Origin of the sequence: Ostreiculturibacter nitratireducens (assembly GCF_032670585.1) — a bacterium.
GTDB classification, from domain to species: Bacteria; Pseudomonadota; Alphaproteobacteria; order Rhodobacterales; family Rhodobacteraceae; genus Ostreiculturibacter; species Ostreiculturibacter nitratireducens.
This window is the reverse complement of record NZ_JAVQHL010000004.1, coordinates 216,508-242,787: the sequence shown is the minus strand read 5'-3', so window position 1 is coordinate 242,787 and position 26,280 is coordinate 216,508. Positions and strand designations below refer to the sequence as shown.

At 66.2% G+C, this 26,280-nt stretch carries 23 protein-coding genes; 14 read left to right on the top strand and 9 right to left on the bottom strand.

The annotated features are described in order from the left end of the window. Position 1 precedes the first annotated feature (1 nt). The gene (locus ABCN56_RS17940; protein ID WP_343082206.1) at positions 2-250 is read right to left on the bottom strand and encodes a hypothetical protein; all 249 of its coding nucleotides are present in this window, start codon (positions 248-250) and stop codon (positions 2-4) included. Positions 251-439: 189 nt separating this feature from the next. Next, positions 440-3,016, bottom strand: a complete 2,577-nt coding sequence (gene pepN, locus ABCN56_RS17935; RefSeq protein WP_343082205.1) for an aminopeptidase N — start codon at positions 3,014-3,016, stop codon at positions 440-442. A gap of 102 nt (positions 3,017-3,118) precedes the next feature. Between pepN and ABCN56_RS17930 the strand changes: the two genes are divergently transcribed. The 8 genes from ABCN56_RS17930 to ABCN56_RS17895 all read left to right on the top strand — a co-directional run bounded on the left by ABCN56_RS17930 (position 3,119) and on the right by ABCN56_RS17895 (position 10,261). Next, positions 3,119-3,292, top strand: coding sequence for a DUF2256 domain-containing protein (locus ABCN56_RS17930; protein WP_343082204.1), 174 nt, complete (start codon positions 3,119-3,121; stop codon positions 3,290-3,292). A gap of 77 nt (positions 3,293-3,369) precedes the next feature. Next, the gene (locus tag ABCN56_RS17925; protein ID WP_343082203.1) at positions 3,370-5,532 is read left to right on the top strand and encodes a malate synthase G; all 2,163 of its coding nucleotides are present in this window, start codon (positions 3,370-3,372) and stop codon (positions 5,530-5,532) included. Positions 5,533-5,563: 31 nt separating this feature from the next. Continuing rightward, positions 5,564-5,992 (top strand): GlcG/HbpS family heme-binding protein, encoded by a 429-nt coding sequence (locus ABCN56_RS17920; RefSeq protein ID WP_343082202.1) that lies wholly within the window; start codon positions 5,564-5,566, stop codon positions 5,990-5,992. Between the two features lie 96 nt (positions 5,993-6,088). Beyond that, the gene (locus ABCN56_RS17915; protein ID WP_343082201.1) at positions 6,089-6,865 is read left to right on the top strand and encodes a gamma-glutamyl-gamma-aminobutyrate hydrolase family protein; all 777 of its coding nucleotides are present in this window, start codon (positions 6,089-6,091) and stop codon (positions 6,863-6,865) included. Positions 6,866-6,890: 25 nt separating this feature from the next. Continuing rightward, positions 6,891-7,310 (top strand): c-type cytochrome, encoded by a 420-nt coding sequence (locus tag ABCN56_RS17910; protein WP_343082200.1) that lies wholly within the window; start codon positions 6,891-6,893, stop codon positions 7,308-7,310. Between the two features lie 100 nt (positions 7,311-7,410). Next, positions 7,411-7,950 (top strand): flavodoxin domain-containing protein, encoded by a 540-nt coding sequence (locus ABCN56_RS17905; RefSeq protein ID WP_343082199.1) that lies wholly within the window; start codon positions 7,411-7,413, stop codon positions 7,948-7,950. Positions 7,951-7,980: 30 nt separating this feature from the next. Further along, positions 7,981-8,667 carry a D-lyxose/D-mannose family sugar isomerase gene (locus ABCN56_RS17900; protein WP_343082198.1) on the top strand — a complete coding sequence of 229 codons (687 nt, stop codon included), beginning with the start codon at positions 7,981-7,983 and terminating at the stop codon, positions 8,665-8,667. A 73-nt stretch (positions 8,668-8,740) separates the two neighbouring features. Beyond that, positions 8,741-10,261, top strand: coding sequence for a trimethylamine methyltransferase family protein (locus ABCN56_RS17895; RefSeq protein ID WP_343082197.1), 1,521 nt, complete (start codon positions 8,741-8,743; stop codon positions 10,259-10,261). Positions 10,262-10,271: 10 nt separating this feature from the next. Here ABCN56_RS17895 and kynU read toward each other — a convergent pair whose 3' ends face one another. Then, a complete protein-coding gene (gene kynU, locus ABCN56_RS17890) occupies positions 10,272-11,465 on the bottom strand; it encodes a kynureninase (protein ID WP_343082196.1) in 1,194 nt (397 codons plus the stop codon). Between the two features lie 142 nt (positions 11,466-11,607). Here kynU and ABCN56_RS17885 point away from each other — a divergent pair, with 142 nt between their 5' ends. The 5 genes from ABCN56_RS17885 (at position 11,608) to ABCN56_RS17865 (ending at position 17,795) form a co-directional block, all read left to right on the top strand. Further along, positions 11,608-12,045: a methyltransferase family protein gene (locus ABCN56_RS17885; protein ID WP_343082195.1), complete on the top strand. Its 438-nt coding sequence runs from the start codon at positions 11,608-11,610 to the stop codon at positions 12,043-12,045. 109 nt (positions 12,046-12,154) lie between these two features. Next, positions 12,155-13,729: a Re/Si-specific NAD(P)(+) transhydrogenase subunit alpha gene (locus ABCN56_RS17880; RefSeq protein WP_343082194.1), complete on the top strand. Its 1,575-nt coding sequence runs from the start codon at positions 12,155-12,157 to the stop codon at positions 13,727-13,729. 13 nt (positions 13,730-13,742) lie between these two features. Further along, positions 13,743-15,176 carry an NAD(P)(+) transhydrogenase (Re/Si-specific) subunit beta gene (locus ABCN56_RS17875; protein WP_343082193.1) on the top strand — a complete coding sequence of 478 codons (1,434 nt, stop codon included), beginning with the start codon at positions 13,743-13,745 and terminating at the stop codon, positions 15,174-15,176. A 61-nt stretch (positions 15,177-15,237) separates the two neighbouring features. Beyond that, on the top strand, positions 15,238-16,401 hold the full coding sequence (locus tag ABCN56_RS17870) for an MFS transporter (RefSeq protein ID WP_343082192.1): 1,164 nt from the start codon (positions 15,238-15,240) through the stop codon (positions 16,399-16,401). Positions 16,402-16,511: 110 nt separating this feature from the next. Then, positions 16,512-17,795 (top strand): DUF3422 family protein, encoded by a 1,284-nt coding sequence (locus ABCN56_RS17865; RefSeq protein ID WP_343082191.1) that lies wholly within the window; start codon positions 16,512-16,514, stop codon positions 17,793-17,795. Here the strand turns inward: ABCN56_RS17865 and ABCN56_RS17860 are convergent. The 6 genes from ABCN56_RS17860 to ABCN56_RS17835 all read right to left on the bottom strand — a co-directional run bounded on the left by ABCN56_RS17860 (position 17,743) and on the right by ABCN56_RS17835 (position 24,875). Beyond that, a complete protein-coding gene (locus tag ABCN56_RS17860) occupies positions 17,743-18,810 on the bottom strand; it encodes a YeeE/YedE family protein (RefSeq protein WP_343082190.1) in 1,068 nt (355 codons plus the stop codon). The genes ABCN56_RS17865 and ABCN56_RS17860 overlap by 53 nt on opposite strands. Positions 18,811-19,110: 300 nt before the next feature. Continuing rightward, entirely contained in the window at positions 19,111-20,031 is a 921-nt protein-coding gene (locus tag ABCN56_RS17855) for an ABC transporter permease (protein WP_343082189.1), read from the bottom strand. Beyond that, entirely contained in the window at positions 20,024-21,031 is a 1,008-nt protein-coding gene (locus ABCN56_RS17850; protein WP_343082188.1) for an ABC transporter permease, read from the bottom strand. Before ABCN56_RS17850 ends, ABCN56_RS17855 begins: the two co-directional genes overlap by 8 nt. Before the next feature lie 74 nt (positions 21,032-21,105). Continuing rightward, positions 21,106-22,806: a peptide ABC transporter substrate-binding protein gene (locus tag ABCN56_RS17845; RefSeq protein WP_343082187.1), complete on the bottom strand. Its 1,701-nt coding sequence runs from the start codon at positions 22,804-22,806 to the stop codon at positions 21,106-21,108. Between the two features lies 1 nt (position 22,807). After that, a complete protein-coding gene (locus tag ABCN56_RS17840) occupies positions 22,808-23,878 on the bottom strand; it encodes an ABC transporter ATP-binding protein (RefSeq protein ID WP_343082186.1) in 1,071 nt (356 codons plus the stop codon). Then, positions 23,871-24,875, bottom strand: a complete 1,005-nt coding sequence (locus ABCN56_RS17835) for an ABC transporter ATP-binding protein (RefSeq protein WP_343082185.1) — start codon at positions 24,873-24,875, stop codon at positions 23,871-23,873. Before ABCN56_RS17835 ends, ABCN56_RS17840 begins: the two co-directional genes overlap by 8 nt. A 212-nt stretch (positions 24,876-25,087) precedes the next feature. On the opposite strand from ABCN56_RS17835, the gene argE reads away from it, so the two are divergent. Beyond that, on the top strand, positions 25,088-26,251 hold the full coding sequence (argE, locus tag ABCN56_RS17830; protein WP_343082184.1) for an acetylornithine deacetylase: 1,164 nt from the start codon (positions 25,088-25,090) through the stop codon (positions 26,249-26,251). The last annotated feature ends 29 nt before the right edge of the window (positions 26,252-26,280 follow it).

Sequence of the window (26,280 nt, the reverse complement as noted above, 5' to 3'; positions counted from 1 at the left end):
GTCAGACTCCGCAGAGTTGAGCGAGGGTGGAGCCGTCGGAAACCGCGAGTGCGCCAGAGGCCAGAAGCCGGTCGGCAAGGTCCATCCCCGGGCCGGCGGCCAGCACTGCAAGGGGCGCATGCAAAGGGCCGATACGGCTCGCACCCGCCCGCGCCAGCAGCGCGTCGACATCCCGGAACGGCGAAAAGAGGACAAGAACCGGCTCACCCGGCCGGGGTGGCGCCGCGAAGATCGCAGCCGGTCCCGCCATCACTGCAAGCACGAGCGAAAGGACTATCGAAATCTGGTGCATCGGGGACCTTGAAGCTGCCGCCCGTGCAGTTCTGGCCGATCAGGTGTTGCGGAATGATTTACGCGCGCAGCCGATCTTCGGGCTTGCCCCGGATTCCCGGAAGGTGGACCCGCGCCGCCGTGTGGGGCGCGGGCCGATCTGGCGATATCAGCCCGCGAAAAGAAGTCGGTCGAGCATCTCGCCGAGATCGCGGCTGAGCCCCTGCGTTTCACGCATCCGCAGAAGCTCTCCCTTCGCGAGGTCGCGGCGGTCGGCGTCGTAGCGGGTCCATGTCTCGAATGCCGTGGACATCCGTGCGGCCGTCTGCGGGTTCATGGGATCGAGGCGTACGAGCCAGTCCGCGAGCAGTTCGTAGGATGCGCCCGTCGGGTCGTGGAAGCCCGCATGGTTCGCCGACAGCGCGCCCATGACGGCGCGGAACCGGTTGGGGTTCTTCCAGTCGAAGTCCGGATGCTCGGTCAGCCTCCGCGCCGTCGTCGCCGCAGCCTCGGGCGCGGCGTGGAGAACCTGGAGCATGAACCACTTGTCCATGACGAGGCGGTCGCCCTTCCAGCGCTGGTAGAAGGCCGCGACTTCCTCCTCGCCCCGTCCGGCATCGAGAAGGCAGGTCAGGGCGCCCGTCGCCTCGGTCATGTTGCCGGTCGTGCGGAACAGAAGCGCCGCCGCCGCCCCGCCGTCGAGGCGCGTCAGAAGCGAAAGGCAGGCGAGGCGCAGCGCCCGGCGGCCGGAGGCGCGGGCATCCGGAGAGTAGGGACCGGGTACCTGCATTTCGGCGTAGAGGCCCGGGAGAACCGGTTCCAGCCTGTGGGCGAGCGCGCGGCGGAGTTTCTCCGTCCGGTCGTGGATCCTGTCGGGGTCTGGCACGATCCCGGCATCGTGGAGCGTCTGGGCCATGTCGTCTTCGGACGGCAGCCGCAGGCAGAGCGCGCGGAAGGCCGGGTCGAGGCTCTCGTCGCGCGCGACGCGTTCGAGCGCCGAGAGATAATCGGGCCCCGGCGCTGCTCCATCCGTTATCATCCGGGTCAGCACGTTCTTCGCCAGCGTCCGGCCCGCTTCCCACTTGTTGAACGGGTCCGTGTCATGCGCGAGGAGGAAGGCGCGCTCTTCCGGGCTCGCGGACCGTTCGAGGACCACGGGCGCGGAAAAGCCCCGCAGGATCGAAGGCACGGGCCGCGCGGCAAGCCCTTCGAAGCTGAAGCTCTGACGCGCCTGCGTCATCTCCAGGACGGTCGTGGGCTGCACCTCGTCCCCATTGGGGTTGATGAGCCCGACCGCGATCGGGATCACGCGCGGCGATTTCTCGTCCTGGCCGGGCGTCGGCGCGGTTTCCTGTTCAAAGTGAAGGGTGTAGGTGCCATCCTTGAAGTCGTCCATGACCTTCAGGCGGGGCGTGCCTGCGTCGGTGTACCAGCGCTTGAACTGGGTGAGGTCGCGCCCCGTGGCGTCCTCGAACACCGTCAGCCAGTCCTCGATTGTCGCCGCCTGCCCGTCATGGCGTTCGAAATAGAGGTCGAGCGCCTTTCGGTATCCATCTGCGCCGACGAGGCGCTTCAGCATGCCGATGACCTCGGCACCCTTCTCGTAGACCGTCGCGGTGTAGAAGTTGTTGATCTCGACGTAGGAGGCGGGCCGGACCGGATGCGCCAAGGGCCCCATGTCCTCGCGGAACTGGCGCGCGCGCAGCGTCAGGACGTCGTCGATCCGTTTCACGGGTGCCGAGCGCATGTCGGCGGTGAATTCCTGGTCGCGGAAGACCGTTAGGCCCTCCTTCAGGCACAGCTGGAACCAGTCGCGGCATGTGATCCGGTTGCCGGTCCAGTTGTGGAAGTATTCGTGCGCGATGATGCCCTCGATCCGCTCGAAATCCGAGTCCGTCGCGGTTTCGGGAGAGGCGAGCACCCATTTGGAGTTGAAGATGTTGAGGCCCTTGTTCTCCATCGCCCCCATGTTGAAGTCGTCGACGGCCACGATGTTGAAAACGTCGAGGTCGTATTCGCGGCCATAGGCGTCCTCGTCCCATTTCATCGCCCGGCGCAGGGATTCGAGCGCGAAGGCGGTGCGGGTCTCGTCGCCGGGGCGGGTCCAGATGTTGAGGTCCACCTGCCGGCCCGAACGCGTGACGAAAGTGCCGGGCGTGGTGACGAGGTCGCCCGCGACGAGTGCGAAGAGGTAGGAGGGCTTGGGCCAGGGGTCGGCCCATTCGGCCCAGCCATCGCCCTGCGAGACGGGGTTGCCGTTGGAGAGGAGCACCGGAAGCGTGCTTTCGATCCGCACGGTGAAGGGGGCCATCACGTCCGGGCGGTCGGGGTAATAGGTGATGCGGCGGAAGCCTTCGGCCTCGCACTGGGTGCAGTACATGCCGCGCGACATGTATAGCCCTTCGAGCGCGGTGTTCTCCTCGGGCGCGATCTCCACTTCGGCTTCGAAGGTGAAGGGACCGGAGGGGAGGCGCGCCGCCGGGATCGTCAGGGCGGTTTCAGTCAGGGCGTATTCGGATGGAGCAAGCTCGGTGCCGTCGATGGTGGCCCGCAGAAGCGTCAGCTGTTCGCCGTCCAGACGCAGATCGTGCCCCCCCTGGCGTTCCGGGTTCGGCGCCAGCGAAAGGCGCGAGGTGACGCGCGTCGCCTTCGGGGCGAGGTGGAACACGAGGCGCGTTTCCTCGACGCGGAACGGGTAGGGAGCGTAGTCCGCGAGGCGGACGGGAGCGGGGGTCGGCTTGGTCACTCTGTTCTCCGGCTTGTCGGGCGCTAGATCGCGTTCGCAGAAGGGATAGGTCGGCGCCGCGGCGGGTTCAACCGGGACCGAGCGCAGTCCGCTGCATCGAGGATGGTCGCGATGCCGAAAGGCGTGAAGAAGGCGGATCTGCCCCGGAAGACCTGTGCCGCCTGCGGCCGCCCATTCGCATGGCGGCGGAAATGGGCTCGGGTCTGGAACGAGGTCCGATACTGCTCCGACCGCTGCCGGGGGCTCCGCGCCCGCCTGGGCGGTCAGAAAAACTGACCAATTAAGCGGCTCAGAGCTTGTCCGGCCCAGGGAAATCGGCTAATCGCCGGTAAAGTCGTTTGACGGAGGGACACATGGCCGGACGGGTCGAGAAACACGGACTTCAGGTCGACGCCAGGCTGGCGGAGTTCATCGAGAACGCTGCGCTTCACGGGACCGGCGTTGCGGCGGACGAATTCTGGAAAGGCTTCTCCGCGATCGTTCGGGACCTCGGCCCGAAGAACCGCCAGCTTCTGGCGAAGCGTGACCAGATCCAGGCGACAATCGACGCCTGGCATGTCGAGCGGAAAGGCAGGCCGCATGACGCGGAGGCCTACACGGAATTCCTGCGAGAGATCGGATATGTCCTCCCCGAGGGGCCCGATTTCTCCATTGAGACGGCCAACGTGGACCCGGAGATCGCAGAGATCGCCGGGCCGCAGCTCGTCGTGCCGATCACCAACGCACGCTACGCGCTGAACGCGGCGAACGCGCGCTGGGGCTCGCTTTACGACGCGCTCTACGGGACGGACGCGCTGGGCGATGCGCCGAAGGGCGGCGGCTATGATCCGGCCCGCGGCGCGCGCGTGATCGCCTGGGCGCGGGAGTTTCTCGACGCCGCGTTGCCACTCGAAAATTCGAAGTGGGCGGAGGTGACCGGAATCTCGGCCGAGGCGGGCGCGCTGTCGCTCCGCACGGCCAGAGGGGCGGCGACGCTGGCGCATCCGCCCGCCTATGCGGGCCATGCCGCGGCGGAGAACGGCGCGGAACAGTTCCTGTTCGCGCATCACGGCCTTCACATCATCGTCAAGGTCGATCGCGGGACGCCAATCGGGAAATCCGACGCGGCGGGGATCGCGGATGTGTTGCTGGAGGCGGCAGTCTCTTCGATCATGGACTGCGAGGATTCGGTCGCGACGGTCGACGCCGAGGACAAGGTCCAAGCCTATTCGAACTGGCTTGGCCTGATGAAGGGCGACCTTTCCGAGACCTTCGAGAAGGGCGGCAAGACGCTCACCCGCGCACTCAACCCGGACCTGGAGTTCACCGGCGCGGACGGAAAGCCTGTGCGTCTGAAGGGCCGGGCGCTGATGCTCGTGCGTAACGTCGGCCACCTGATGACGACTCCCGCGATCCTCGACGCCGAGGGGCGCGAGATCGGCGAGGGGCTGATGGACGCGATGGTGACGACGGCAATCGCAATCCACGACCTGAAGAAGCCGCACGGTATCCGGAATTCGGTCAAGGGTTCGGTCTACGTGGTGAAGCCCAAGATGCATGGGCCCGAGGAAGTCGCCTTCGCCGACGAGATCTTCACCCGGGTCGAGGCGGCGCTGGGCCTGCCGCAGTACACCGTCAAGCTCGGCATCATGGACGAAGAACGGCGCACTTCGGTCAACCTCAAGGAATGCATCCGCGCGGCGAAGCACCGGGTGGCCTTCATCAACACCGGCTTCCTCGACCGGACCGGGGACGAGATCCACACCTCGATGGAAGCCGGGCCGATGGTCCGGAAGGGCGACATGAAATCCCAGAAGTGGATTTCGGCCTACGAGGACCGGAACGTCGACATCGGGCTGGCCTGCGGCCTGTCTGGGAAGGCCCAGATCGGCAAGGGCATGTGGGCCGCGCCGGACCTCATGGCGGACATGCTGGATCAGAAGATCGGTCATCCGAAGGCGGGGGCGAATACCGCATGGGTACCGTCACCGACGGCGGCCACGCTGCACGCGACGCATTACCACCGCGTCGACGTCTTCGCGCGCCAGCGTGAGATCGCGGCGATGAACCGGCCGGCACGGCTCGACGACTTGCTCACTGTCCCGCTTGCGGGCGGCGTGAACTGGTCCGACGCGGAAATCGCCGCCGAGATCGAGAACAACGCGCAGGGCATTCTTGGCTACGTCGTGCGCTGGGTCGACCAGGGCGTCGGCTGTTCCAAGGTGCCTGACATCCACGACGTCGGCCTTATGGAAGACCGTGCGACCTGCCGGATCTCCTCGCAGGCGCTGGCGAACTGGCTGCACCACGGGGTCGTAAGCCGCGACCGCGTCATGGAAGCGATGAAGAAGATGGCGGCCGTGGTGGACCGGCAGAACGCGGACGATCCGCTCTACCGGCCGATGGCGCCGGGTTTCGACGGCATCGCCTTCAAGGCGGCCTGCGACCTCGTCTTCGAGGGCCGGGTCCAGCCCTCGGGCTATACCGAGCCGGTTCTGCATCGTCGCCGTCTGGAACTGAAGACCGCGCAGGGCTGAACTTGACCGAACCCAAGCAACGGAGAGGATGATGGCGGAGATCACGCTGAGGAAGGCGCGGACGATCGTGAAGGCGGCGCTCGCCAAGGGCCGGGAGGCGGGGATGAAGCCGCTTGCCGTCATCGTTCTCGACTCGGGCGGGCACGTGAAGGCCTTCGAGCGCGAGGACGGCGCCTCGCCGGGCCGTTTCGACATCGCCAACGGCAAGGCCTACGGCTCGATCATGCTGGGGATCGGCGGCTTCGCGCAGCGCGAGCGGGCCGAGGGCCAGGCCTATTTCATGGCGGCGATGAACGGGCTTTACGGCGGCAAGGTCGTGCCGGTGCCGGGCGGGGTGCTGGTGAAGGACTCCCGCGGCAACGTCATCGGCGCGGTGGGCGTCACGGGCGACACTTCGGAGAACGACGCGGCGGCGGCGGCGGCAGGGATCGAGGCGGCGGGCTACGTCGCCGAAACCTGAGATACTGAACGTTCGGGCCACGCTCGGGGCTTTTCCTTCGCGCTGCCCGCGCCTATCCTTCTGTAACAGGGAGGAAGGTAGCGAGCGGGGAATGGTATGGCACGACCCATAGTCGGCATCATAGGCAATCCGGCACTTCTGAACGATTCCTATCCTGCCCACGCGACCGGTCATATGAACAGCGAGGCGGTCTCCGAAGTCTCGGAGTGCCTGCCGCTGATGATCCCGGCCGATCCGCGGCTTCTGTCGGTGGCCGAACTTCTGGAGACCTGCGACGGGTTCCTCCTGACCGGAGGCCGGCCGAACGTCCATCCGGAGGAATACGGCGAGGCGCCGACGGAGGCGCATGGGGCCTTCGACCGCAGCCGGGACGCGATCACTCTGCCCCTCGTCCGCGCCTGCGTGGAGCGCGGCCAGCCTTTCCTGGGCGTGTGCCGGGGCTTTCAGGAGGTGAACGTGGCCATGGGCGGGACGCTTTATCCCGAGATCCGCGATCTGCCGGGCCGGATGAACCACCGGATGCCTCCCGAAGGGACGCTGGAAGAGAAGTTCGCGCTCCGTCACAAGGTCAGGCTGAAGGAGGGCGGCGTGTTCCACCGAGTCTTCGGGGCGACCGAGGTCATGACGAATTCCCTGCACGGGCAGGGGATCAAGACTCCGGGAAAGCGCATCGAGATCGAAGGCGAGGCCGAGGACGGGACGCCCGAGGCGATCTATGTCAAGGATGCGCCCGGCTTCACTCTCGCGGTCCAGTGGCACCCGGAATGGCAAGCGGCCTCCGATCCCGTGTCGCGTCCGCTGTTCGAAGCCTTCGGCGCGGCGGTCCATGCCTGGTCCGGCCGCAACCGGCGGGCGCAACTCAAGACGGCCTGAGAACGGCGCGCGAAGGAAAGGCGGCATGCGGAAACCCATCATCGCAGGAGCACTTGCCGGTCTTGCCGCTCTTCTGGGCGTCGGACTCTGGCAGATGCTGCCGCCGGAACCCGAGACGGTCGGCGGCGCGGCGATCGTGCAGGTCACGGTGCCCGAACTCGAAGGTTCGGCGGAGATCGGTGCGCGTGCTTTTGCCGAGAAATGCGCCGCCTGCCACGGCGAGGCCGCAGGGGGCATAGAGGGAAAGGGGCCGCCCCTCGTGCACAAGATCTACGAGCCGGGCCATCACGGCGACATCGCCTTTCTTCTGGCGGCGCGGAACGGCGCGCGTGCCCATCACTGGGACTTTGGCGACATGCCTCCGGTCGAGGGGATAACCGAGGTCGAAGTGGCGGCGATCATTGCCTATGTGCGCACGCTTCAGAAGGCGAACGGCATCTTCTGAAATTCTTTTGGGTTTCCAGCGCCGGACTTGCGGAGCGGTATGGAAGCGTCGATGCTTCCGCGAAGGAAGGCACGCGCGACCATATCCGGAAGGAAAGTCGATGAAACTCCTGATCGTCTATGGAACGACCGAGGGTCAGACCCGCAAGGTCGCGCGCTTCGCCGCAGACCGGCTGGCCGATGCGGGCCATGCCGTCGAGCTGCTTCAGGCAGAGGATGCGGAGGGTGTGGACCTGGGGCGTTTCGACGGCGTGATCCTCGCCGGGTCGATCCATGCCGGCGACTTCCAGAAAGCGCTTGTGGCCTTCGCCGAAGACAACGCCAAGGCGCTGGCCGGGGCGCGGACGCTGTTCCTGTCGGTGTCGCTCTCGGCGGCGGGAGACTACAACGAGGACTGGGCCGGGCTCGACGATTGCATCGCGCGCTTCGTGAAGAACACGGGCTGGACGCCCGGCAAGGTCGCGCATGTGGCGGGCGCCTTCCGGTTCAGCGAATACGATTTCTTCAAGTCCTGGGCGATGCGCTGGATCGCGTCGCAGAAGGACCAGACCGTGAAGGCCGGCGTGGACAAGGAATACACCGACTGGGACGCGCTGGGCGCGCTTCTGGACGAGTGGGTGGCAGGCCTGAAGCGGGGCTGAGGCGGCCCGCTGGGCGATGGGGAGGTGGCGATGAAACGGTCGCGCGTGAACGAGATCATGGATGCCGCGGATGAGTTCATTCGCTCCTTCGGCTTCGTCCTGCCGCCCTTCGCCTACTGGACGCCGGACGAATTCAGGACAAGGCGCGACGTGGCGCGGCGGGTGATCGAGGCGCGGATGGGCTGGGACATCACCGACTATGGCCAGGGGGATTTCGACAAGCTCGGGCTTTTCCTGTTCACGCTGAGGAACGGCAGCCTTGAGGACCTGAAGCGGGGCGGAGGGATGTGCTATGCGGAAAAGCTCCTGATCTCGCGGCAGGACCAGCTGAGCCCCTGCCACACGCATGTCATCAAGGCCGAGGACATCATCAACCGCGGCGGCGCGACGCTTGCGGTGAAGCTCAACGGCTCGGACGACCAGGGCCGGTTCGCGGAGGACCGGGGCGGCGTGGTGCGCTGCGACGGGATCGAACGGCCCTTCGGCCCGGGCGAGGTGCTGCTGCTCAAACCGGGCGAAAGCGTGACGCTGATGCCTGGGGACTGGCACGCATTCTGGGGCGAGGGCGGCGACGTGCTCATCGGGGAGGTCTCCACCGTGAACGACGACCTGACGGACAACGTCTTCGTGACGGAGATCGGACGGTTCGCCGACATCAACGAGGACGTGAGGCCAAAGCATCTTCTGGTGTCCGACTACGACACCTGGCTGTCGTAGAAAACCAAGTTTCGACAATACCCTGCGGGCTATCGTTCACACGTCGAAGGGTTCCGGCAGGCGGAGGACACCGATGAGGGACGGCGGACGACGGGCGAGGGAGACGCGCGGAGGCGGAGAGCGGGCGCGGCGCTACCACGGGCTGAGGCATCCCTTCGCGCCACAACGTGTATTCTCCGACGACGCCATCGCGGCAATCCACGGCAATGCCCTGAAAATCCTCGAGGAACTTGGCCTCGTGGTGCTTCTGCCGGAGGCGCGCGCGCTTTACCGGGCGGCCGGGGCGTCGGTCGACAAGGACACCGGCCTCGTCCGCATCGGGCGCGAGATCGTCGAGGCGGCGCTCGCCTCCGCTCCGCGCAGCATCAGGTTGCGGGCGCGTGATCCCGCGCGGGACGTCCTTCTGGAGCCGGGCGCGATGGTGTTCCACGCAGGAGCCGGTTGTCCGCAGGCCCATGACCGGGAACGGGGCCGGCGGCCCGGCCGGCTGGAAGACTTCCGCGAGATCATGCGGCTGATCGATGGCTTCGACGCGATCCACCTCATGGCGGCGGCGGTGGAGCCGCAGGATTCCCCGGTTGTTCGAAGGCACTACGACACGACGCTCATCCAGCTTGAGACGTCGACCAAGGTTCCGTTCATCTACGCACGGGGTCGCGCGCAGGTGACCGAGGCGTTCGAGATGCTGGCGATGGCTTCCCGGACGGGGGCGGATTTCGCGGCAGATCCGCAATGCTTCACGGTCATCAACACGAATTCTCCGCGCATCCTCGATGCGCCGATGGCCGAAGGGATCATCGACTTCGCGCGCGCCGGCCAGGTGACGATGATCACGCCTTTCTGCCTGATGGGAGCGATGGCGCCCGTGACGCTCGCCGGTGCGCTTTCGCTGCAACATGCCGAGGCCCTTGCCGGCATCACGCTGGCGCAGCTCGCGCGCGCCGGTGCGCCGGTCCTTTACGGCGCATTCGCCTCGAACGTCGCGATGAAATCGGGCGCGCCGGCCTTCGGGACGCCCGAGCACATGCTGGCGACGCTCGCTTCAGGCCAGCTCGCGCGGCACATCGGACTTCCCTGGCGCGGCTCTTCCGGGGCGGCCGCGAACATGGCCGACGCGCAGGGGGCGACGGAAACCACGCTCGCGACGATGGCGGCAATGATGGCCGGGGCTACGGTCACGATCCATGCGGCGGGCTGGCTCGAAGGCGGGCTGACCTTCGGATACGAGAAATTCATCACCGACCTGGAGGTTCTGCAGAGCCTCGCGGAACTTTGCACCGTTCCCGGGGCGGATCCTGAGGACCTCGCCTTCGAGGCGATCGCTTCCGTTCCCCCGGGTGGGCACTTCTTCGGCTCCGAACACACGATGTCGCGCTACCGGACGGCTTTCTACGAACCGCTGGTCGCCGACTGGTCGAACTTCGGCCAATGGACGGAAGCGGGAAGCCTCCGCGCGGACGAACGGGCGACACGGATCTGGAAGGAGAGGCTCGCCAGCTTCACCCCGGCCAAGGGCGTGGAGGAAGGGTTGGATTCGGCCCGGGCCTTCGCTTCCCGCCGCATCGCGGAGGGCGGGGCGGCGCCGTCATCGTGAGCGGCGCCGGTCACGTCACCCTTGCGCGCGCCCTGTATTCCGGCCGGTCCCAGAGCGATTTCGCCATGATCTCGGCAAGCGTCGCCACGGCGCGGTCGACGTCCTCCATGCCGATGTAGAGGGGCGTGAAGCCGAAGCGCAGGATGTAGGGGGCGCGAAAGTCGCCTATCACGCCATTCGCGATGAGGGCCTGCATGATCGCGTAGCCCTCGGGGTGCTGGAACGAGACCTGGCTGCCGCGCGCCCGCGGATCGCGGGGGGAGGCGAGCGTCAGTGTCGGGCATTTCGCCTCGACCCCCTGGATGAAGGCTTCGGTGAGTTCGATCGACCGGGACCGGACGTCGACGATGTCGGCGATGTCCCAGACGTCGAGCGCCGCTTCCAGTGCGGCGAGTTGCAGGACGGGCGGCGTGCCCACGCGCATCCGCTCGATGCCTCGGCCGGGGCGGTAGTCCGGATGGAAGGCGAAAGGCACCTCGTGGCCGAGCCAGCCGGAAAGAGCCGGGCGCGCGGCTTCGGCGTGGCGGGGCGCGACGTAGATGAACGCCGGGCCACCGGGGCCGGAGTTGAGATACTTGTAGGTGCATCCGACCGCGAAATCGGCACCTGCGCCGGCGACGTCCACCGGCAGCGCGCCCGCCGAATGGGCGAGGTCCCAGACCGTCAGGGCGCCCGCGCGGTGTGCCTCTGTCGTCAGGCGCCGCATGTCGTGCTTGCGCCCCGTGCGGTAGTCCACCTCGGTGAGCATGAGGACTGCGGTGTCTGAATCAAGTGCGGCCTCCACCTCGTCCGGCGCGACGGTGCGGACGGTGTAGCCCTCGCCGAGCGTGTGGACGAGGCCGTCCGCAATGTAGAGGTCGGAGGGGAAGTTCCCGGTGTCGGACAGGATCACCTTTCGGCCGGGGTTGAGGTCCACGGCGGCTGCCAGCGCCTGGTAGACCTTGATCGACAGCGTGTCGCCCATCACGACCGTTCCGGGCTCTGCGCCGATCAGGCGGGCGATCCGGTCTCCGACGCGCGAAGGCTGGTCCATCCAGCCAGCCTTGTTCCAGCCGGTGATGAGCATTTCGCCCCACTCCGCCTCGACCGTGCGTGCAACGCGGGCCGGCGCGGTCCTCACCATCGGCCCCAAGGAATTGCCGTCGAGATAGGTGATGCCTTCGGGGATGTGGAACATCGCGCGGGTGGCGGCGAAATCCGTCATGTCGGGTCCTCCATGTCGCCTCAGGAGTGACTCGGCCCGGGCCCGGGGTCAAGAACGCGCGTCCTTATGCGCTGGCGGGCGGCCGTATCGGGGTGTAGCGTCCGTCGAGGGGAATAGGGGAACCAGGGGAGAGCGAATGCGAATGTTCGACTGGCCGCCAGTCTGGCTTGCCGGCTTTGGGATTCTGGCCTGGGTGCTGACGAAGGCAATGCCGTGGCCGCTCTTCGGGCTGGCCGGGGATGTCGTCGGCTACGCGTTGGTCGCGCTTGGGATCATCCTCATGGCGGCCGCCGCCTGGCAGATGTTCCGCGCCCGCACAACGGTCATCCCGCACCGCGATCCTAAGGCGCTCGTCACCGGAGGTGTTTTCCGCCTGTCGCGGAACCCGATCTACCTCGGCGACGCGCTGGTGCTCGCCGGGCTTGCGCTGATCTGGGATGCGGCACTTGCGGTGCCTCTGGTGCCGATCTTCATCTTCACGATCCAGCACCGCTTCATCCTCGGTGAGGAAGCACGTTTGCGGGCCGCCTTTGGCGCCGGTTTCGACGCCTACGCCGCCCAGACGAGGCGCTGGATCTGAGGCGTGAAAAAGGGCCGCATGTTTCGCCCGTGCTTTTGCTTGTGAAGCAAACTTGCGCGATGCTATGACGTCGCGACGCAATGCCATCCCGTCGCAAAGGGGAGAGACAGTGAAGATCGGGGCACCGAAGGAAATACTTGAAGGCGAGAACCGGGTGGCGATGACACCCGACAGCGCAGTCCAGTTGCAGAAGCTGGGGCATGAATGCGTGATCGAGTCCGGGGCAGGGGAGAAGGCAGGCTTTTCCGACGCCGCCTATGAAGCCGCAGGCGTAACGGTCGTGAAGACGGCGGCCTCTCTCTTCAAGGAAGCCGACGTGGTCGCCAAGGTCCGCCCGCCGTCAACGACGGAGGCGAAGCGCCTGAAAGAAGGCCAGACCCTCATCTCTTTCTTCTACCCGGCGCAGAACAAGGAGCTTCTGGAAACCTGCCAGAAGCAGGGCGCGAGCGTCATCGCGATGGACATGGTGCCGCGCATTTCCCGCGCGCAGAAGATGGACGCGCTGTCCTCCATGGCGAACATCGCGGGCTACCGCGCGGTCATCGAGGCCGGCGCCAACTTCGGCCGCTTCTTCACCGGCCAGGTGACGGCTGCGGGCAAGGTACCACCGGCGAAGGTGCTGATCGTGGGCGCGGGCGTCGCGGGTCTTGCCGCGATCGGCGCGGCGACCTCGCTTGGCGCCATCGTCTACGCCTTCGACGTGCGGCCCGAAGTGGCCGAGCAGATCGAATCCATGGGCGCCGAGTTCGTCTACCTCGATTTCGAGGACAAGACCCAGGACGGCGCGGCGACCGGCGGTTACGCCGCACCGTCGAGCCCCGAGTTCCGTGAAAAGCAGCTCGAGAAGTTCCGGGAACTCGCGCCTGAAGTGGACATCGTCATCACGACCGCGCTGATCCCGGGCCGCGACGCGCCGAAGCTGTGGCTCAAGGATATGGTCGAGGCGATGAAACCCGGTTCCGTCGTCGTCGATCTCGCCGCCGAGCGGGGCGGCAACTGCGACCTGACCGTGCCGGATGAGAAGGTCGTGACCGACAACGGCGTGACGATCGTCGGCTACACGGACTTCCCGAGCCGCATGGCCTCGCAGTCCTCGACGCTCTACTCCACCAACATCCGTCACATGATGACCGACCTCACGCCCAAGAAAGAGGGCGTGATCGTCCACAACATGGAAGACGACGTGATCCGCGGCGCCACGGTGACGCACCAGGGCGAGATCACCTATCCGCCGCCGCCGCCCAAGGTTCAGGCGATCGCGGCAGCGAAGCCCCGCGAGAAGGCCAAGGAACTCACGGTGGAGGAGAAGCGGGCGCAGGAGCTCGCGCAGTTCCGGCAGCAGACCCGGAGCCAGGTGACGCTTCTGGGCGTGGGCGGTGCGCTGTTGCTGTTGGTGGGGGCCTATGCGCCTGCAAGCTTCATGCAGCACTTCATCGTGTTCGTCCTGGCGGTCTTCGTGGGCTTCCAGGTGATCTGGAACGTCAGCCATTCCCTGCACACGCCGCTCATGGCGATCACCAATGCCATCTCGTCGATCATCATTCTCGGCGCATTGATGCAGATCGGATCAGGCTCGTTCCTGGTGATCCTCCTGGCAGCCCTGTCGATCTTCATGGCCGGGATCAACATCTTTGGCGGATTCCTCGTAACCCGGCGCATGCTCGCCATGTTCCAGAAATCGTAAGGAGGCCGGGTAGATGGAATTCGGTTTCACGACTGCCGCCTACGTCGTCGCGGCTGTTCTGTTCATCCTGAGCCTTGGTGGCCTCTCGGGGCAGGAAAGTGCCAAGCGTGCGGTCTGGTACGGGATCGTCGGCATGGCGCTGGCGGTGCTTGCCACGCTGATCGGGCCGAGCTCCGGCCTCTGGCTGCTGTCGATTCTACTGATCGCGGGCGGCGGCATCATCGGCTTCTACATCGCTAAGCGCGTCCAGATGACCGAGATGCCCCAGCTGGTGGCCGCGATGCACTCGCTCGTCGGCCTCGCGGCGGTCTTCGTGGGGTACAACGCCCATTTCGAGCTGGGCCGCGTTCTGGGCATGGACGCCGCCGCCAGGGAGGCGCTGGAGGGCTTTGCCGAGATCCTCGCTCACAAGAGCGCGGTCGAGGTCAACATTCTCCGGGTCGAGCTGTTCCTCGGCGTCTTCATCGGTGCGGTGACCTTCACCGGTTCCGTGGTGGCGTTCGGCAAGCTCGCGGGCAAGGTGACCTCGGCGGCGACGAAGCTGCCCGGCGGTCACATGCTGAACGCCAGCGCGGCGGCGATCTCGGTCCTCTGCCTGATCTGGTACTTCAACACCGGCGGATTCTTCCCGCTGTTCCTGATGACGCTGGCGGCACTCTTCATCGGCTACCACCTGATCATGGGGATCGGCGGCGCGGACATGCCGGTCGTGGTCTCCATGCTGAACAGCTACTCCGGCTGGGCGGCGGCGGCGATCGGTTTCAGCCTCGGCAATGACCTTCTGATCGTGACCGGCGCGCTCGTCGGCTCCTCGGGTGCGATCCTGAGCTACATCATGTGCAAGGCGATGAACCGGTCGTTCATATCGGTGATCCTCGGCGGCTTCGGCAGCACGCAGGGACCGGCGCAGGCGATCGAGGGCGAACAGATCGCCATCGACGGCGACGGCGTCGCAGCGGCGCTGAACGATGCGGATTCGGTCATCATCGTTCCGGGTTACGGCATGGCGGTGGCGCAGGCCCAGCAGTCGGTGTCGGAACTGACGCGGAAGCTCCGCGCCAAGGGCAAGGAAGTCCGCTTCGCGATCCACCCGGTGGCGGGCCGCCTTCCCGGGCACATGAACGTGCTTCTGGCCGAGGCCAAGGTGCCCTACGACATCGTTCTGGAAATGGACGAGATCAACGAGGACTTCCCGACCACGGACGTCGTCATCGTGATCGGCGCGAACGACATCGTGAACCCCGCCGCGCAGGAAGACCCGAACAGCCCGATCGCCGGGATGCCGGTTCTGGAAGTCTGGAGGGCCAAGCAGGTCTTCGTCTCGAAGCGCGGCCAGGGCACGGGCTACTCCGGGATCGAGAACCCGCTGTTCTACAAGGAGAACACGCGGATGTTCTACGGCGACGCGAAGAAGTCGATCGACGATCTTCTGCCGAAGATCGAGTGATCCATACTTCTGACGGAGGCCCCGGCGAAAGCCGGGGCCTTCTTGCTTTCGGGGGCCGGAAATGGCGAGCAAACTGCCGAAGGGCGTGATAGCGCTGGGCTTCACGAGCCTCTTCATGGACATCTCCTCCGAGATGATCCACGGTCTCCTGCCGCTGTTCCTGACGGCGACGCTCGGCGCCTCGGCGCTTGTCCTCGGCGTGATCGAGGGTGTGGCGGAGGCGACCGCGCAGATCCTCAAGGTCTTCTCCGGCGCGCTGTCGGACCGGATCCGGCGTCGGAAGCCGCTGGCTGTCCTCGGCTATGGTCTGTCGGCCGCGACGAAGCCCCTTTTCGCGCTGGCGGGAACGCCGTGGCTCGTCATGGGCGCGCGTTTCGCCGACCGGGTCGGCAAGGGCATCCGCGGGGCGCCCCGCGACGCGCTGATCGCCGACATCGTGGAGGAGGCGCACCGCGGGGCGGCCTACGGGCTCAGGCAATCGCTCGATACGGTCGGGGCCTTCGTAGGGCCGATTGCCGCGATGGTTATCCTGTGGGCCTCCGGCGGCGACATCAGGCTCGTATTCGCGGTCGCGGTGATCCCCGCGGCGCTGGCGGTTCTCATCCTCGTGCGCGGCGTACGGGAACCGGCGCTGGCGCCCGCAGAGGGGAAGAAGCCGCGGCTTGACCGAAACAGTCTCGCGGCGCTCGGGCGGCGCTTCTGGATCGTCGTCGCGGTCGGCGCGGTGATGACAATGGCCCGGATTTCGGAGGCGTTCCTTATCCTTCGGGCGAATGACGCGGGCCTCCCGGTCGCGCTGGCACCGCTGGTTCTGGTGATGATGAACGTCGTCTATTCCCTTTCCGCGTGGCCGCTCGGGGCGCTCTCGGACGAGCCGGGAAAGCGCGGCCTCCTGCTGCGTCTGGGCTTCGCCGTCCTGATCCTGTCGCATATCGTTCTGGCCCTCGCGCCCGGGCTGGGCACCGTGATGGCGGGGGTCGCGCTCTGGGGCCTGCACATGGGGCTGACGCAGGGGCTTCTGGCCGCCGAGGTGGCCGCGCACGCCCCCGCGCGTCTCCGTGGCACGGCTTTCGGCGTCTTCAACCTGGTGACCGGACTGACGCTTCTCGTGGCAAACGGCATCGCCGGCGCGATCTGGGCGGGAGTCGGTGCCGAGGTCATGTTCCTGGCGGGCGCCGGGGCAGCCGCGCTCGGCCTTCTCGGGATGGGCGTAAGGGCGAAATGACACGGCATACGGCGGTATGCCGTTAAGCGATTGAAAATACTGAAAAGTTTTCCTTTGCCTTGGGCGCGGCTTTCGCTAGTTTCCGCGGGACCTGCCTTCAGGAGCCGTGCATGGCGCAAACTCATGACCACCCGCAACGCTATGCGCTCGTGAACGAGCTGCACGCGCGGCCCTTCCCCTCTCTCACCGTGCCCTGCCACGCCGTCTACGTTGCGATCAAGGAGCCGATGGACGCCGCCAACCGTGACCGGTCGAAGGATCGCGCACATCTGCGCGCGCTTCTGGACCATTACGGGGCGCCGCAGCCGGACGCTGGCGCCACGCATTACGCCGGGGCCATCGGCAAGCACGATCTCAAATGGGAAAGCCATACCGAGTTCGTGACCTATTCGGCCTTCGCGGAAGGCGTCGGGTCGCGGCCCTTCGATCCGCATCTTGCGGACGTCTTTCCCAAGGACTGGCTGACCGACGCGCCGGGCAAACGTATCGCGGCCGTGCTGATCCGTGTCGAATACCTCCCCGAGAACCTTGCCGCGATCTCGTCCCGGATCGAGGACTGGTTCGTGCCGGAAAGCGTCGCCTGTTCCTGGGTCCTCGACGGCGCCGCTGTTCTGGTGGGCGATTTCCGTATCGACGCAGCGGGCCAGATGCGTTTCGCGGTCTTCGTGCAGCCCGGAACTGGCGCGCGCAGGGTCGGCCGGATCGTGCAGCGCCTCTGCGAGATCGAGACCTACAGGGCGATGTCGATGCTGGGGCTCGAGCGCGCGCGGGAACTGAACGAAAGGCTGAACGCCCTCGACCCGCAGCTTTCGGCGCTGGTCACCGCGATGTCGGACGAGGGGCGAAGTGCGGAGGGGACGCTGCACGAACTCCTCGCGATTTCGGCGGAGCTCGAAAGCCTCGCCGTGCGGAACTCATTCCGCTTCGGGGCAACGGGGGCTTACGAGGCCATCGTCAACCAGCGCATCGCGGTCCTGCGCGAGTCGCGGTTCGAAGGGCGCCAGACCTTCGCGGAATTCATGATGCGCCGCTACGACCCGGCGATGCGGACGGTGAAATCGGCGGAAAGCCGGCTTCAGCAGATGGCCGAACGCGCGGAGCGGGCGGGCGAGCTTCTGCGCACGCGGGTCGACGTCGAACGGTCGGCGCAGAACCAGCTGCTGCTTGCCAGCATGGACCGCCGCGCCGACCTGCAACTGAGGCTCCAGCACACGGTCGAGGGCCTCTCGGTCGTCGCTATCAGCTACTACGCCGTGAGCCTCGCGACCTATCTGCTTCTGCCGGTCGCGGAGGCTCTTCACTGGTCGAAGGCGGCGCTGACGTCGGGCCTCGTGCCCGTCGTCATGCTGTGCGTGTGGCTGATGGTGCGACGGATCCGGAAGTCGATGCACTGAGCGCACGGTCCGCCGCGCGGGCGCCCGCGACGATGGACGCCAGCGCGACGATGGCGGAGAGCGACAGCGTCGGCACCCCTGCGAGGCCCGCACCGACGGTGCAGCCGCCAGCGAGCACGCCGCCAACGCCCATCAGCGCGGCACCGCCGAGGTAACGGAGGGTTTCCCGCGGGGTGGCGAAGCTCTGCCAGCGGAAGCGACCGGAGATCAGCGCCAGCGTCGCCGCGCCCGCGACGACTCCGCCAATAAGGCCGGTGCCGAACCCGGCAGGGATGGAACTGGAAGCGATGGTCCAGAAAAGCGTCTCGGCCGCGGGCGAGGTGAAGGAGAGGCTTTCGAAGGCGATCGGGTCGAATTCGTCGAACAGCACGAAGCCGGTTCCGGCCCAGCCGATGGGCACAAGCGCGCCGATCAGCGCGCCGCCCGCGAGCAGCGCAGGGCGGTTGCCGGACCGCAGCGCGTATGCACCAGCCAGCGCCGCGATGGCGAGGGCCCAGGGCAGGGCGCCGCCGGGCAGCGCAGCGAGAGAGGTGGCCTCGCCCAGCGGCACCGTGTAGCTGCCGAGCGCGGTGCGGAGCGGCGCCAGAAGGCCTTTCAGCGTTGCGTGGGCCGCGATGGCGAAGACGACGAGAACCGTGAGAGCGCGCAGATTGCCCGAGCTCGCCAGAACCGTCAGCCGCGAGGCGCAGCCGCGCGTCAGCACCATACCCGCCCCGAACATCAGCCCGCCTGCGATGATCGCCAGTAGCGGGAGATCGGCGGCCATGAACCGGTGTTCGCCAAAGCCGATCCAGTCGGCCGCGACGGCAGCTTGCGTGCCGAGAACCGCAACGGCCAGCGCCATGAGCCAGACGCCGAGCGCCGCCCGGCGTTCACCCGGCTCACCCACGAGACCCCGCCGCAGGCAGAAGCGCGTGGCCTCGGCCAGCGCGCCGAAGGCGAGGCCGAGGAGAAGGCCGAAAATGACCGCAGCATCGCGCGCGGTGAGGCTGTCTAAGCCAAGGGTCTCGAACATCTGAAAATCTCCGCATATCGGAATTTAATTCCGGATAGGGGCGCAAGGTCCTTCTGGGAAGCATGTCTGGCTCGTCGATGGCGACGTGAGGCGGGAAAATGTTCCGGATCGCGCGTTGAAATACAGACGCCCGGCCCGGTTATCCCTCGAAGCGCGACGGTATGCCCGTGGCAGCCGCGGCAAGCGTGACGGCGTTCTTATTACGCAGGACTGTCCGCCCGGGGCCTTCCATCATAGGGTCAAGCAACCTGACGCTCCGGCCGCCAAACGGGTGACCGGAGGCACCGAATCGACCGCGCCTCAGCGTCCGCGGATCCGCGGGTCGAGCGCGTCACGAAGGCCGTCGCCCACGTAGTTCACCGACAGCACGGTCAGCGAGATCGCGACGCCCGGCAGGATTACCCGCATCGGATAAAGCTGCATCTGGTCGACGGCGTCGAACAGGAGCCGCCCCCAGGTGGGGAAGTCCGGCGGAAAGCCGAGACCCAGGAAGGACAGCGCCGATTCCGTGATTATCGCGTTGGCGATGCCGAGCGTGGCAGAGACCATGATCGGCGACATGACGTTCGGAAGGATGTGCCGCGTGATCATCCGGCGCGACGGCGTGCCGATCGACTTCGCTGCAAGGACGTATTCCCGTTCCTTGAGCGTCAGCACCTCGCCCCGGACGATGCGCGCCGTGTGCATCCAGCTCGTTACCCCGATGGCGAAGACGATGAGGAAGAAGGTCCCCGTCTCTGGCCCGAAGCGTTGCGACAGGGGCTCGCGGAAGAGCGTGACCATGAGCAGAAGGAGCGGCAGGAGCGGAAGCGCGAGGAACAGGTCCGTCATCCGCATGAGAAGGCCGTCCATCCTGCGGAAGTAGCCGGCGAGAACGCCCACGAGCGTGCCGAGGAACAGCGACAGGAGCATCGCCGTCATCCCAACCGCGATCGAGACCTTGCCGCCCGCCATCAGCCGCGCGAAGAGGTCGCGGCCGAGTTGGTCCGTGCCGAGAGGATGGGCGAGGCTCATCCCCTGGTTCCTCTCCCGGAGGTTCGGGAATGTCGGGTCCATCGACCATATGAAGGGTCCGATGAGCACCGTGATCAGGATCAGCGCGAAGACGGCGAGGCCCATAAGCGCGCCCTTGTGCGTCTTGAACTGGTCCCAGACGTCCCACCACTGGTTACGCGGCGGACGGAAGGCTTCCTCGACTTTCCTGGGTGCGACGTCAGTCATAGCGGATCCTCGGGTCCAGGACGCCGTAGAGGACGTCGGCGATCAGGTTGAAGAGCACGATCAGCACGGCGAAGATGAAGGTCAGCGTCTGAACCATCGGCAGGTCATTGGCGTAGATCGCGGTGATCAGAAGCTGCCCGAGGCCGTTTACCTTGAACACCTGCTCGGTGATGATCGCGCCGCCGAAGATCGTCGGCACGCCAAGAGCGATCACCGTGACGACCGGGATGAGCGAGTTCCGCAGAACGTGCTTCAGCACCACTGTGCCTTCGGACATCCCCTTTGCACGGGCGGTTCGCACGTAGTCCTGCCCGAGATTGTCCAGCATCGACGAGCGCATGAAGCGGCTGATCTGGCTCGCGTTGAACAGCGCGAGCACCGCGACCGGCATCACCATCTGCCGGATCTGCTGGGTGAAACTCTCCCAATCCGTGATCTTTAGCGTCGTGTCGTAGATCGATGGGAACCATCCCAGGTTCACCGCGAAGACGATGATCAGCACGACGCCGGTGAAGAAGGTCGGCACCGAGAAGCCGATCATGGCGACGAAGGTGCCGATCTGGTCGAACCAGGAATACTGCCGGTAGGCCGAGATGATGCCGATCGGCAGCGCGATGATCACGCCGACTACGTAAGCGAGGCCCACGACCCAGAGCGTCTGCGGCATCCTCTGCCAGATCACGTCCATCGCAGGGGCGCGGAACTGCCAGGAGATGATGCGCTGCTGGTCGAAGGCGAACTCGGTGCCGAAGATTCCGTCGATGATGTAAAGCGGCTCGGTCCAGAAGAACTGCTTGAGCCACAGGAGGTAGCGCACCCATGCGGGCTGATCGAGGCCGAGCGCAGCGCGCATCTTCTCGCGTACCTCGGGCGGGATCGTCAGCGGCTGGTCCGCGAGCGGATCGCCGGGGGCGAGGTCCAGCAGCATGAAGATGACGAAACTGATGAACAGCAGCGTCGGGATCGCGATCAGCAGCCTTCGCAGTGTATAGGTTAGCATCGGCGCCCCTGTTCAGCAGTCTCTGGTCGGCGAAAGGGCGGGGCGGGCGCGTAGGCCCGCCCCGCGAGTTCACATCACTTGATGCGGTGCCAATCGGACGTGTTCCAAAGCTCGCTGTCCCAAGTGTTGAGGACAACGCCGCCGAGCGTGTTGGAATGCGCCGAGTTCCGGCCGCGATCGACGAGCGGGACAACGATGTAGCTGTCCTTGGTCAGCATCTCGTTGAGCTTCTTCGCGATCTCGGCGCGCTTCGAGATCTCGCCGGTCTTGGCGAGTTCGGCAACGAGCGCGTCATATTCCGGGTCGCAGTAGCGGTTGATGTTCTCACCCTGCCAGGCGTTGTCCGGCCCCGGGATCTTGTCGCAGAGATACTGCGCCAGGTAGGGCTCGGGATCGGTGCCATCGAAGTTGTTGGCGTACATTTCCACGTCCGCGTAGAACTTCTGGAACGTGTCCGGCGAGCCCGGATCGCCGCCGAAATACACCGAGGCGTCGATGTTCTTCAGCTCGGTTTCGACGCCGATTTCCGACCACCATTGCTTGATGATCGCCTGGAAGTCCTGACGGACCGCGTTCGTGGAGGTCTGGTAGAGGAGCGACAGGCGCATCCCGTCCTTCGTGCGCACGCCGTCGGATCCGGGGACCCAGCCCGCCTCGTCGAGAAGCGCCTTGGCGCCTTCGATGTCCTGCGTCAGGCATTCCGTGTTGTCCGAAGCGAACATCTCGGGCGCGGGCACGAGGTTGCAGGTAGCCCGGCCGGCGCTGCCATAGCCGATTTCCACGAGCAGGTTGCGGTCGATCGCCATCGACAGCGCCTTGCGCACGCGGATGTCCGAAAGGATCGGATGCGGGTGCTTGACGGTCGAACGCTCGCCTTCCGGCAGGTTCGGCGACGGGTCGGTCATGTTCATCTCGATCCGCTCGACGAGCGTTCCGAAGGCGTTGATGACCGTGCCCTTGCCTGCGGCCGCCATGCCGGCGATGACGTCAGGGGCGAGCTGGAGGTTCCAGGCGTAGTCGAATTCACCCGTCTCCAGCACGGCGCGGCCCGCCGCCGCGGCGTCGCCGCCGCCCTTGAAGGTGACGGTCGCGAAGGCGGGCTTCGCCGGATCGCGGTAGTTCTGGTTCGCCTCGAACTGGATCACGTCATTCGGGCGGAACTCGGTGACGACGAAGGGACCGGTGCCGATCGGGCCGAAGTTGGCGTCCGTGCACTGCTGCGCGGCGGCGCCGAGGCAGTTCTCGAACTGCGCCTTCTGGATGATCGGGGAGGTGGAGCCGACGAAGGCGTTGTAGGGGTTCGGCTTCGGAGCGGTGAAGGTGACCTTCACCGTCAGGTCGTCGAGCGCCTCGACGGACTGGATGCCCTCGTAGCGGGCCGCCTGCGAGCAGCCACCCTCGGGATGGGTGCAGTACTCATAGGAGAAGATGACGTCGGCAGCAGTCACCGGCGAGCCGTCGGACCAGACGAGGCCCTCCTTCAGCTTCCAGGTGATCGTCGTCAGGTCATCCGACACGCCGCCGTTTTCGAGCGTGGGGACCTCCGTGGCAAGGCGCGGGAAGAGTTCGCCCTTTTCGTTGAAGCCGGCGAGCGGTTCGAGGACGAGCGAGGCCGATTCCACGTCCTTCGTGCCCGACGAGAGGTAGGGGTTCAAGATCGATGGGGCCTGCCAGTAGATGATGTTGACATGGCCGTCGGCGCCGCGCTCGGCCATTGCCGCGGAGGCCGTCAAGACGGTGGCGGCTGCGCCCATGAGGGCTGTCTTCAGTCGCATTTCACTCTCCTTGTTGGATGCGAGGGTCTTTTGTGCTCTTCGCCTCGGTTGCCTCGGTTTGCCCCGCGGTCTCTTGTTGTTCGGAATGGAGGTGGCAGGCGACGAAGCGCCCCGGCTCCACCTCGCGGAAATCAGGTTCGACCTCGCGACATACGGGCATGACCTTCGGGCAGCGCGTGCAGAAATTGCAGCCCAGGGGAGGATTTGCCGGCGAGGGCACGTCGCCCTTCAGGATGATGCGCCGCCGTGTCGCCTCATGCTGCGGGTCGGGTTCGGGCACGGCGGACAAGAGCGCCTGCGTGTAAGGGTGAAGCGGCTTTGTGTAGAGCTCGTCGCGCTTCGCAAGCTCGGCGATCTGGCCGAGGTACATGACCGCGACCCGGTCCGCGATGTGGCGCACCATCGAAAGGTCGTGGCTGATGAAGAGGTAGGTGAGCCCCAGACGGTCCTGAAGCTCTTCGAGGAGGTTCACGACCTGCGCCTGGATCGAGACATCGAGCGCCGCGATCGGTTCGTCGCAGACGATGAACTTCGGATGCAGGGCGAGGGCGCGGGCGATCCCGATCCTCTGTCGCTGGCCGCCCGAGAATTCGTGCGGATAGCGGTTGGCGAAGTTGCGGTTGAGGCCGACCGCATCCATCAGGTCGTAGATCCGTCCGAGCTTCTCGGCCTTGGAGAGTTTCGTGTGTTCATCCAGCGGTTCGCCGATGATCGCGGCGACAGTCATGCGCGGGTTCAGGCTCGCCTGGGGGTCCTGAAAGACCATCTGCATCGTGGGCCGCATCGCGCGGATGGAATCGAAGCCCGCCTGCGCGATTTCCCGACCGTCGACCTTGATCGAGCCGGAAGTCGGTTCGTAGAGCCGCAGAATGGCACGGCCGCAAGTCGACTTCCCGCAGCCTGACTCCCCGACGAGGCCCAGGGTTTCGCCTTCGTAGATGTCGAAACTGACGTTATCGACCGCCTTCACGTCGCCGACCTTGCGCCGGAAGATGCCCGAGGTGATCGGGAAATACATCTTGAGGTTCCGGACCTCGACGAGGCGCTTGCGGGGCGCGGCCGTGTCAAACATCGCGCGGGCCTCCCTTGTCGAAGTCCCAGAAGCAGGCCGCGTCATGGCCGGGACCGACGGCGTAGCGCTGCGGGTTCTCACGTTCGCAATGCTCGAAGGCATGGCTGCAACGGCGCCGGAAGGGGCAGGCCACGGGTTCGGCCATCAGGATCGGCGGTTGGCCCTCGATCACGTTCAGCTTCGCATCGCGCTCGCCCCGGACGCTCGGGATCGTCTTGAGGAGCGCGCGCGTGTAGGGGTGGCGCGGATTGGCGAAGAGTTCCTTCACGGGGGCCTGCTCGACCACCTGGCCGCCATACATGACCATGACCCGGTCCGCGATCCCGGCGATCACGCCGAGATCGTGGGTGATCCAGACGATCGCCATCCCGAGTTTTTCCCGGAGGTCGCGGACGAGTTCGAGGATCTGCGCCTGGATCGTCACGTCGAGAGCGGTCGTGGGCTCGTCCGCGATCAGCACTTTCGGGTCGCAGGCCAGCGCGATCGCGATCATCACCCGCTGGCGCATCCCCCCGGAGAACTGGTGCGGAAAGTCCTTGAGGCGGCGCTCGGCGTCCGGGATGCCGACCAGTTCCAGAAGCTCCTGCGCGCGCCTGCGCGCCTTCGCCTTGTCCATCCCCATATGCTTCCGCAGGGGTTCCATCAACTGGTAGCCGACGGAGAAGACCGGGTTCAGCGAGGTCATCGGGTCCTGGAAGATGAAGCCGATGCGGGCACCGCGCACCGAGCGCAGGTCTTCCTCGGAACATTTCAGAAGATCCTGCCCGTCGAACATCACCGTCCCGCCGCGAACGTCGGCCGGGGGAGAGGGCAGGAGGCCGATGAGCGACATCATCGTGACCGACTTGCCCGAGCCGGACTCCCCGACCACTCCCAGCAACTCGCCGGGCCGAAGGTCGAAGCTCACCGAATTGACCGCGTGGACCTCGCCGCCGCGCGTCCTGAATACGGTTTTCAGGTCCTGCACGGCGAGGACGGGCTGCGCCCCATCGGGCATGAAAGGCTCCCCAGTCGGTTGTTTTTATTATGTTATTATTATCTTCCGAACTCGCGTTCCGGAAATTTGGACCAAGTGTTAAAGATTTTTTTTCATGCGGCAATATCCTTTCATCGTATTGCCGCAGCGTCATCAGCCCGCGGATGGCGCGGTCTTGACCGCCGGTCGCGGCGGAGCGAGGCTCACCTTGGCCTACAGGACGCGAGGCAACCATGCCAATCCCGCTCTCACCCCGGCAGATTCTGGAAACCCTCGTGGCATTTCCGACGGTCAGCCGGGACACGAACCTCCCACTGGTGGACTGGGTGGAGGACTATCTTTCCGCACTCGGCATCTCGTCCGTCCGGATTCCGAATGCCGAGGGGACGAAGGCCGCGATCTACGCCTCCACGGGGCCGGAGGTGGAGGGCGGCGTGATCCTGTCGGGTCACACTGACGTGGTGCCAGTGGACGGGCAGGACTGGACGTCCGATCCCTGGACGCTGACGGAGCGCGACGGGAAGCTCTTTGGTCGTGGCGCGGTGGACATGAAGGGCTTCGACGCGCTCGCGCTCGCCGCGATGGCGCTGGCGAAACAGCGCGGGGTCAAGCGCCCGCTTCAGATCGCGCTGTCCTATGACGAGGAACTGGGCCTTGTCGGCTGCGCGGACATGATCGCCTCGATGGTGGCGGGGCTGCCGAAGGCCGGGGCGGTGATCGTGGGCGAGCCTTCGTCGATGAGCGTCGTGACCGGCCACAAGGGCAGCGCGGGGTTCCGGGTGCATGTGAAAGGCTTCGAAGTGCATTCGTCGATCCTCCACCGCGGCGTCAACGCGATCATGGAGGCGGCGCGGATCGTCGACTGGGCGAACGCGATGAACGCCAGGAATCGGACGAAGCCTCCGACACCGCTCGCCACTCTCTTCGATCCGCCCTGGACGAGCCTGCACGTCGGCAAGATCCGGGGCGGAACGGCGCACAACATCACGGCCGGGGACTGCGACTTCCTGTTCGAGTTCCGGGTCGTGCCGGGCGAGGATCTCGAAAGCTGGGTGCGCCGTTTCGAGGAAAGGGTTGCCGAGGTGGAGGCAGACATGAAGGCGGTGCGGCCCGAGGCGGGCATGACGCTCGACCGCTACTTCACTGCGCCGCCGCTCGTTCCCGAGGAGGGAGGGGCGGCGGAGGCGCTCGCGCGGCGCCTGACGGGCGATACGGGGCGCCACGTCGTCAGCTACGGCACGGAGGCGGGCCATTTCCAGGCCGCGGGCTTCTCCACCGTTGTCTGCGGTCCGGGGGACATCGCGCAGGCGCACCAGGCGGACGAGTACATCACCGTGGAGCAATTCGAGGCGGGATGGAACTTCATGGAGCGTCTCGTGGGGGACCTCTGCGCGTGACGCGCAGGCGTCCCTGCGTTCCGGAGCAA

Coding starts and splice junctions, on each gene's coding strand:
- ABCN56_RS17860 (WP_343082190.1), bottom strand. CDS start 18,810: ATGTTCGAGACCCTTGGCTTAGACAGCCTCACCGCGCGCGATGCTGCG.
- ABCN56_RS17840 (WP_343082186.1), bottom strand. CDS start 23,878: ATGTTTGACACGGCCGCGCCCCGCAAGCGCCTCGTCGAGGTCCGGAAC.
- ABCN56_RS17895 (WP_343082197.1), top strand. CDS start 8,741: ATGAGGGACGGCGGACGACGGGCGAGGGAGACGCGCGGAGGCGGAGAG.
- ABCN56_RS17930 (WP_343082204.1), top strand. CDS start 3,119: ATGGTCGCGATGCCGAAAGGCGTGAAGAAGGCGGATCTGCCCCGGAAG.
- ABCN56_RS17855 (WP_343082189.1), bottom strand. CDS start 20,031: ATGACTGACGTCGCACCCAGGAAAGTCGAGGAAGCCTTCCGTCCGCCG.
- ABCN56_RS17900 (WP_343082198.1), top strand. CDS start 7,981: ATGAAACGGTCGCGCGTGAACGAGATCATGGATGCCGCGGATGAGTTC.
- argE (WP_343082184.1), top strand. CDS start 25,088: ATGCCAATCCCGCTCTCACCCCGGCAGATTCTGGAAACCCTCGTGGCA.
- ABCN56_RS17920 (WP_343082202.1), top strand. CDS start 5,564: ATGGCGGAGATCACGCTGAGGAAGGCGCGGACGATCGTGAAGGCGGCG.
- ABCN56_RS17865 (WP_343082191.1), top strand. CDS start 16,512: ATGGCGCAAACTCATGACCACCCGCAACGCTATGCGCTCGTGAACGAG.
- ABCN56_RS17835 (WP_343082185.1), bottom strand. CDS start 24,875: ATGCCCGATGGGGCGCAGCCCGTCCTCGCCGTGCAGGACCTGAAAACC.
- ABCN56_RS17910 (WP_343082200.1), top strand. CDS start 6,891: ATGCGGAAACCCATCATCGCAGGAGCACTTGCCGGTCTTGCCGCTCTT.
- ABCN56_RS17875 (WP_343082193.1), top strand. CDS start 13,743: ATGGAATTCGGTTTCACGACTGCCGCCTACGTCGTCGCGGCTGTTCTG.
- ABCN56_RS17925 (WP_343082203.1), top strand. CDS start 3,370: ATGGCCGGACGGGTCGAGAAACACGGACTTCAGGTCGACGCCAGGCTG.
- ABCN56_RS17870 (WP_343082192.1), top strand. CDS start 15,238: ATGGCGAGCAAACTGCCGAAGGGCGTGATAGCGCTGGGCTTCACGAGC.
- kynU (WP_343082196.1), bottom strand. CDS start 11,465: ATGACGGATTTCGCCGCCACCCGCGCGATGTTCCACATCCCCGAAGGC.
- ABCN56_RS17940 (WP_343082206.1), bottom strand. CDS start 250: ATGGCGGGACCGGCTGCGATCTTCGCGGCGCCACCCCGGCCGGGTGAG.
- ABCN56_RS17850 (WP_343082188.1), bottom strand. CDS start 21,031: ATGCTAACCTATACACTGCGAAGGCTGCTGATCGCGATCCCGACGCTG.
- ABCN56_RS17915 (WP_343082201.1), top strand. CDS start 6,089: ATGGCACGACCCATAGTCGGCATCATAGGCAATCCGGCACTTCTGAAC.
- ABCN56_RS17885 (WP_343082195.1), top strand. CDS start 11,608: ATGTTCGACTGGCCGCCAGTCTGGCTTGCCGGCTTTGGGATTCTGGCC.
- ABCN56_RS17845 (WP_343082187.1), bottom strand. CDS start 22,806: ATGCGACTGAAGACAGCCCTCATGGGCGCAGCCGCCACCGTCTTGACG.
- ABCN56_RS17905 (WP_343082199.1), top strand. CDS start 7,411: ATGAAACTCCTGATCGTCTATGGAACGACCGAGGGTCAGACCCGCAAG.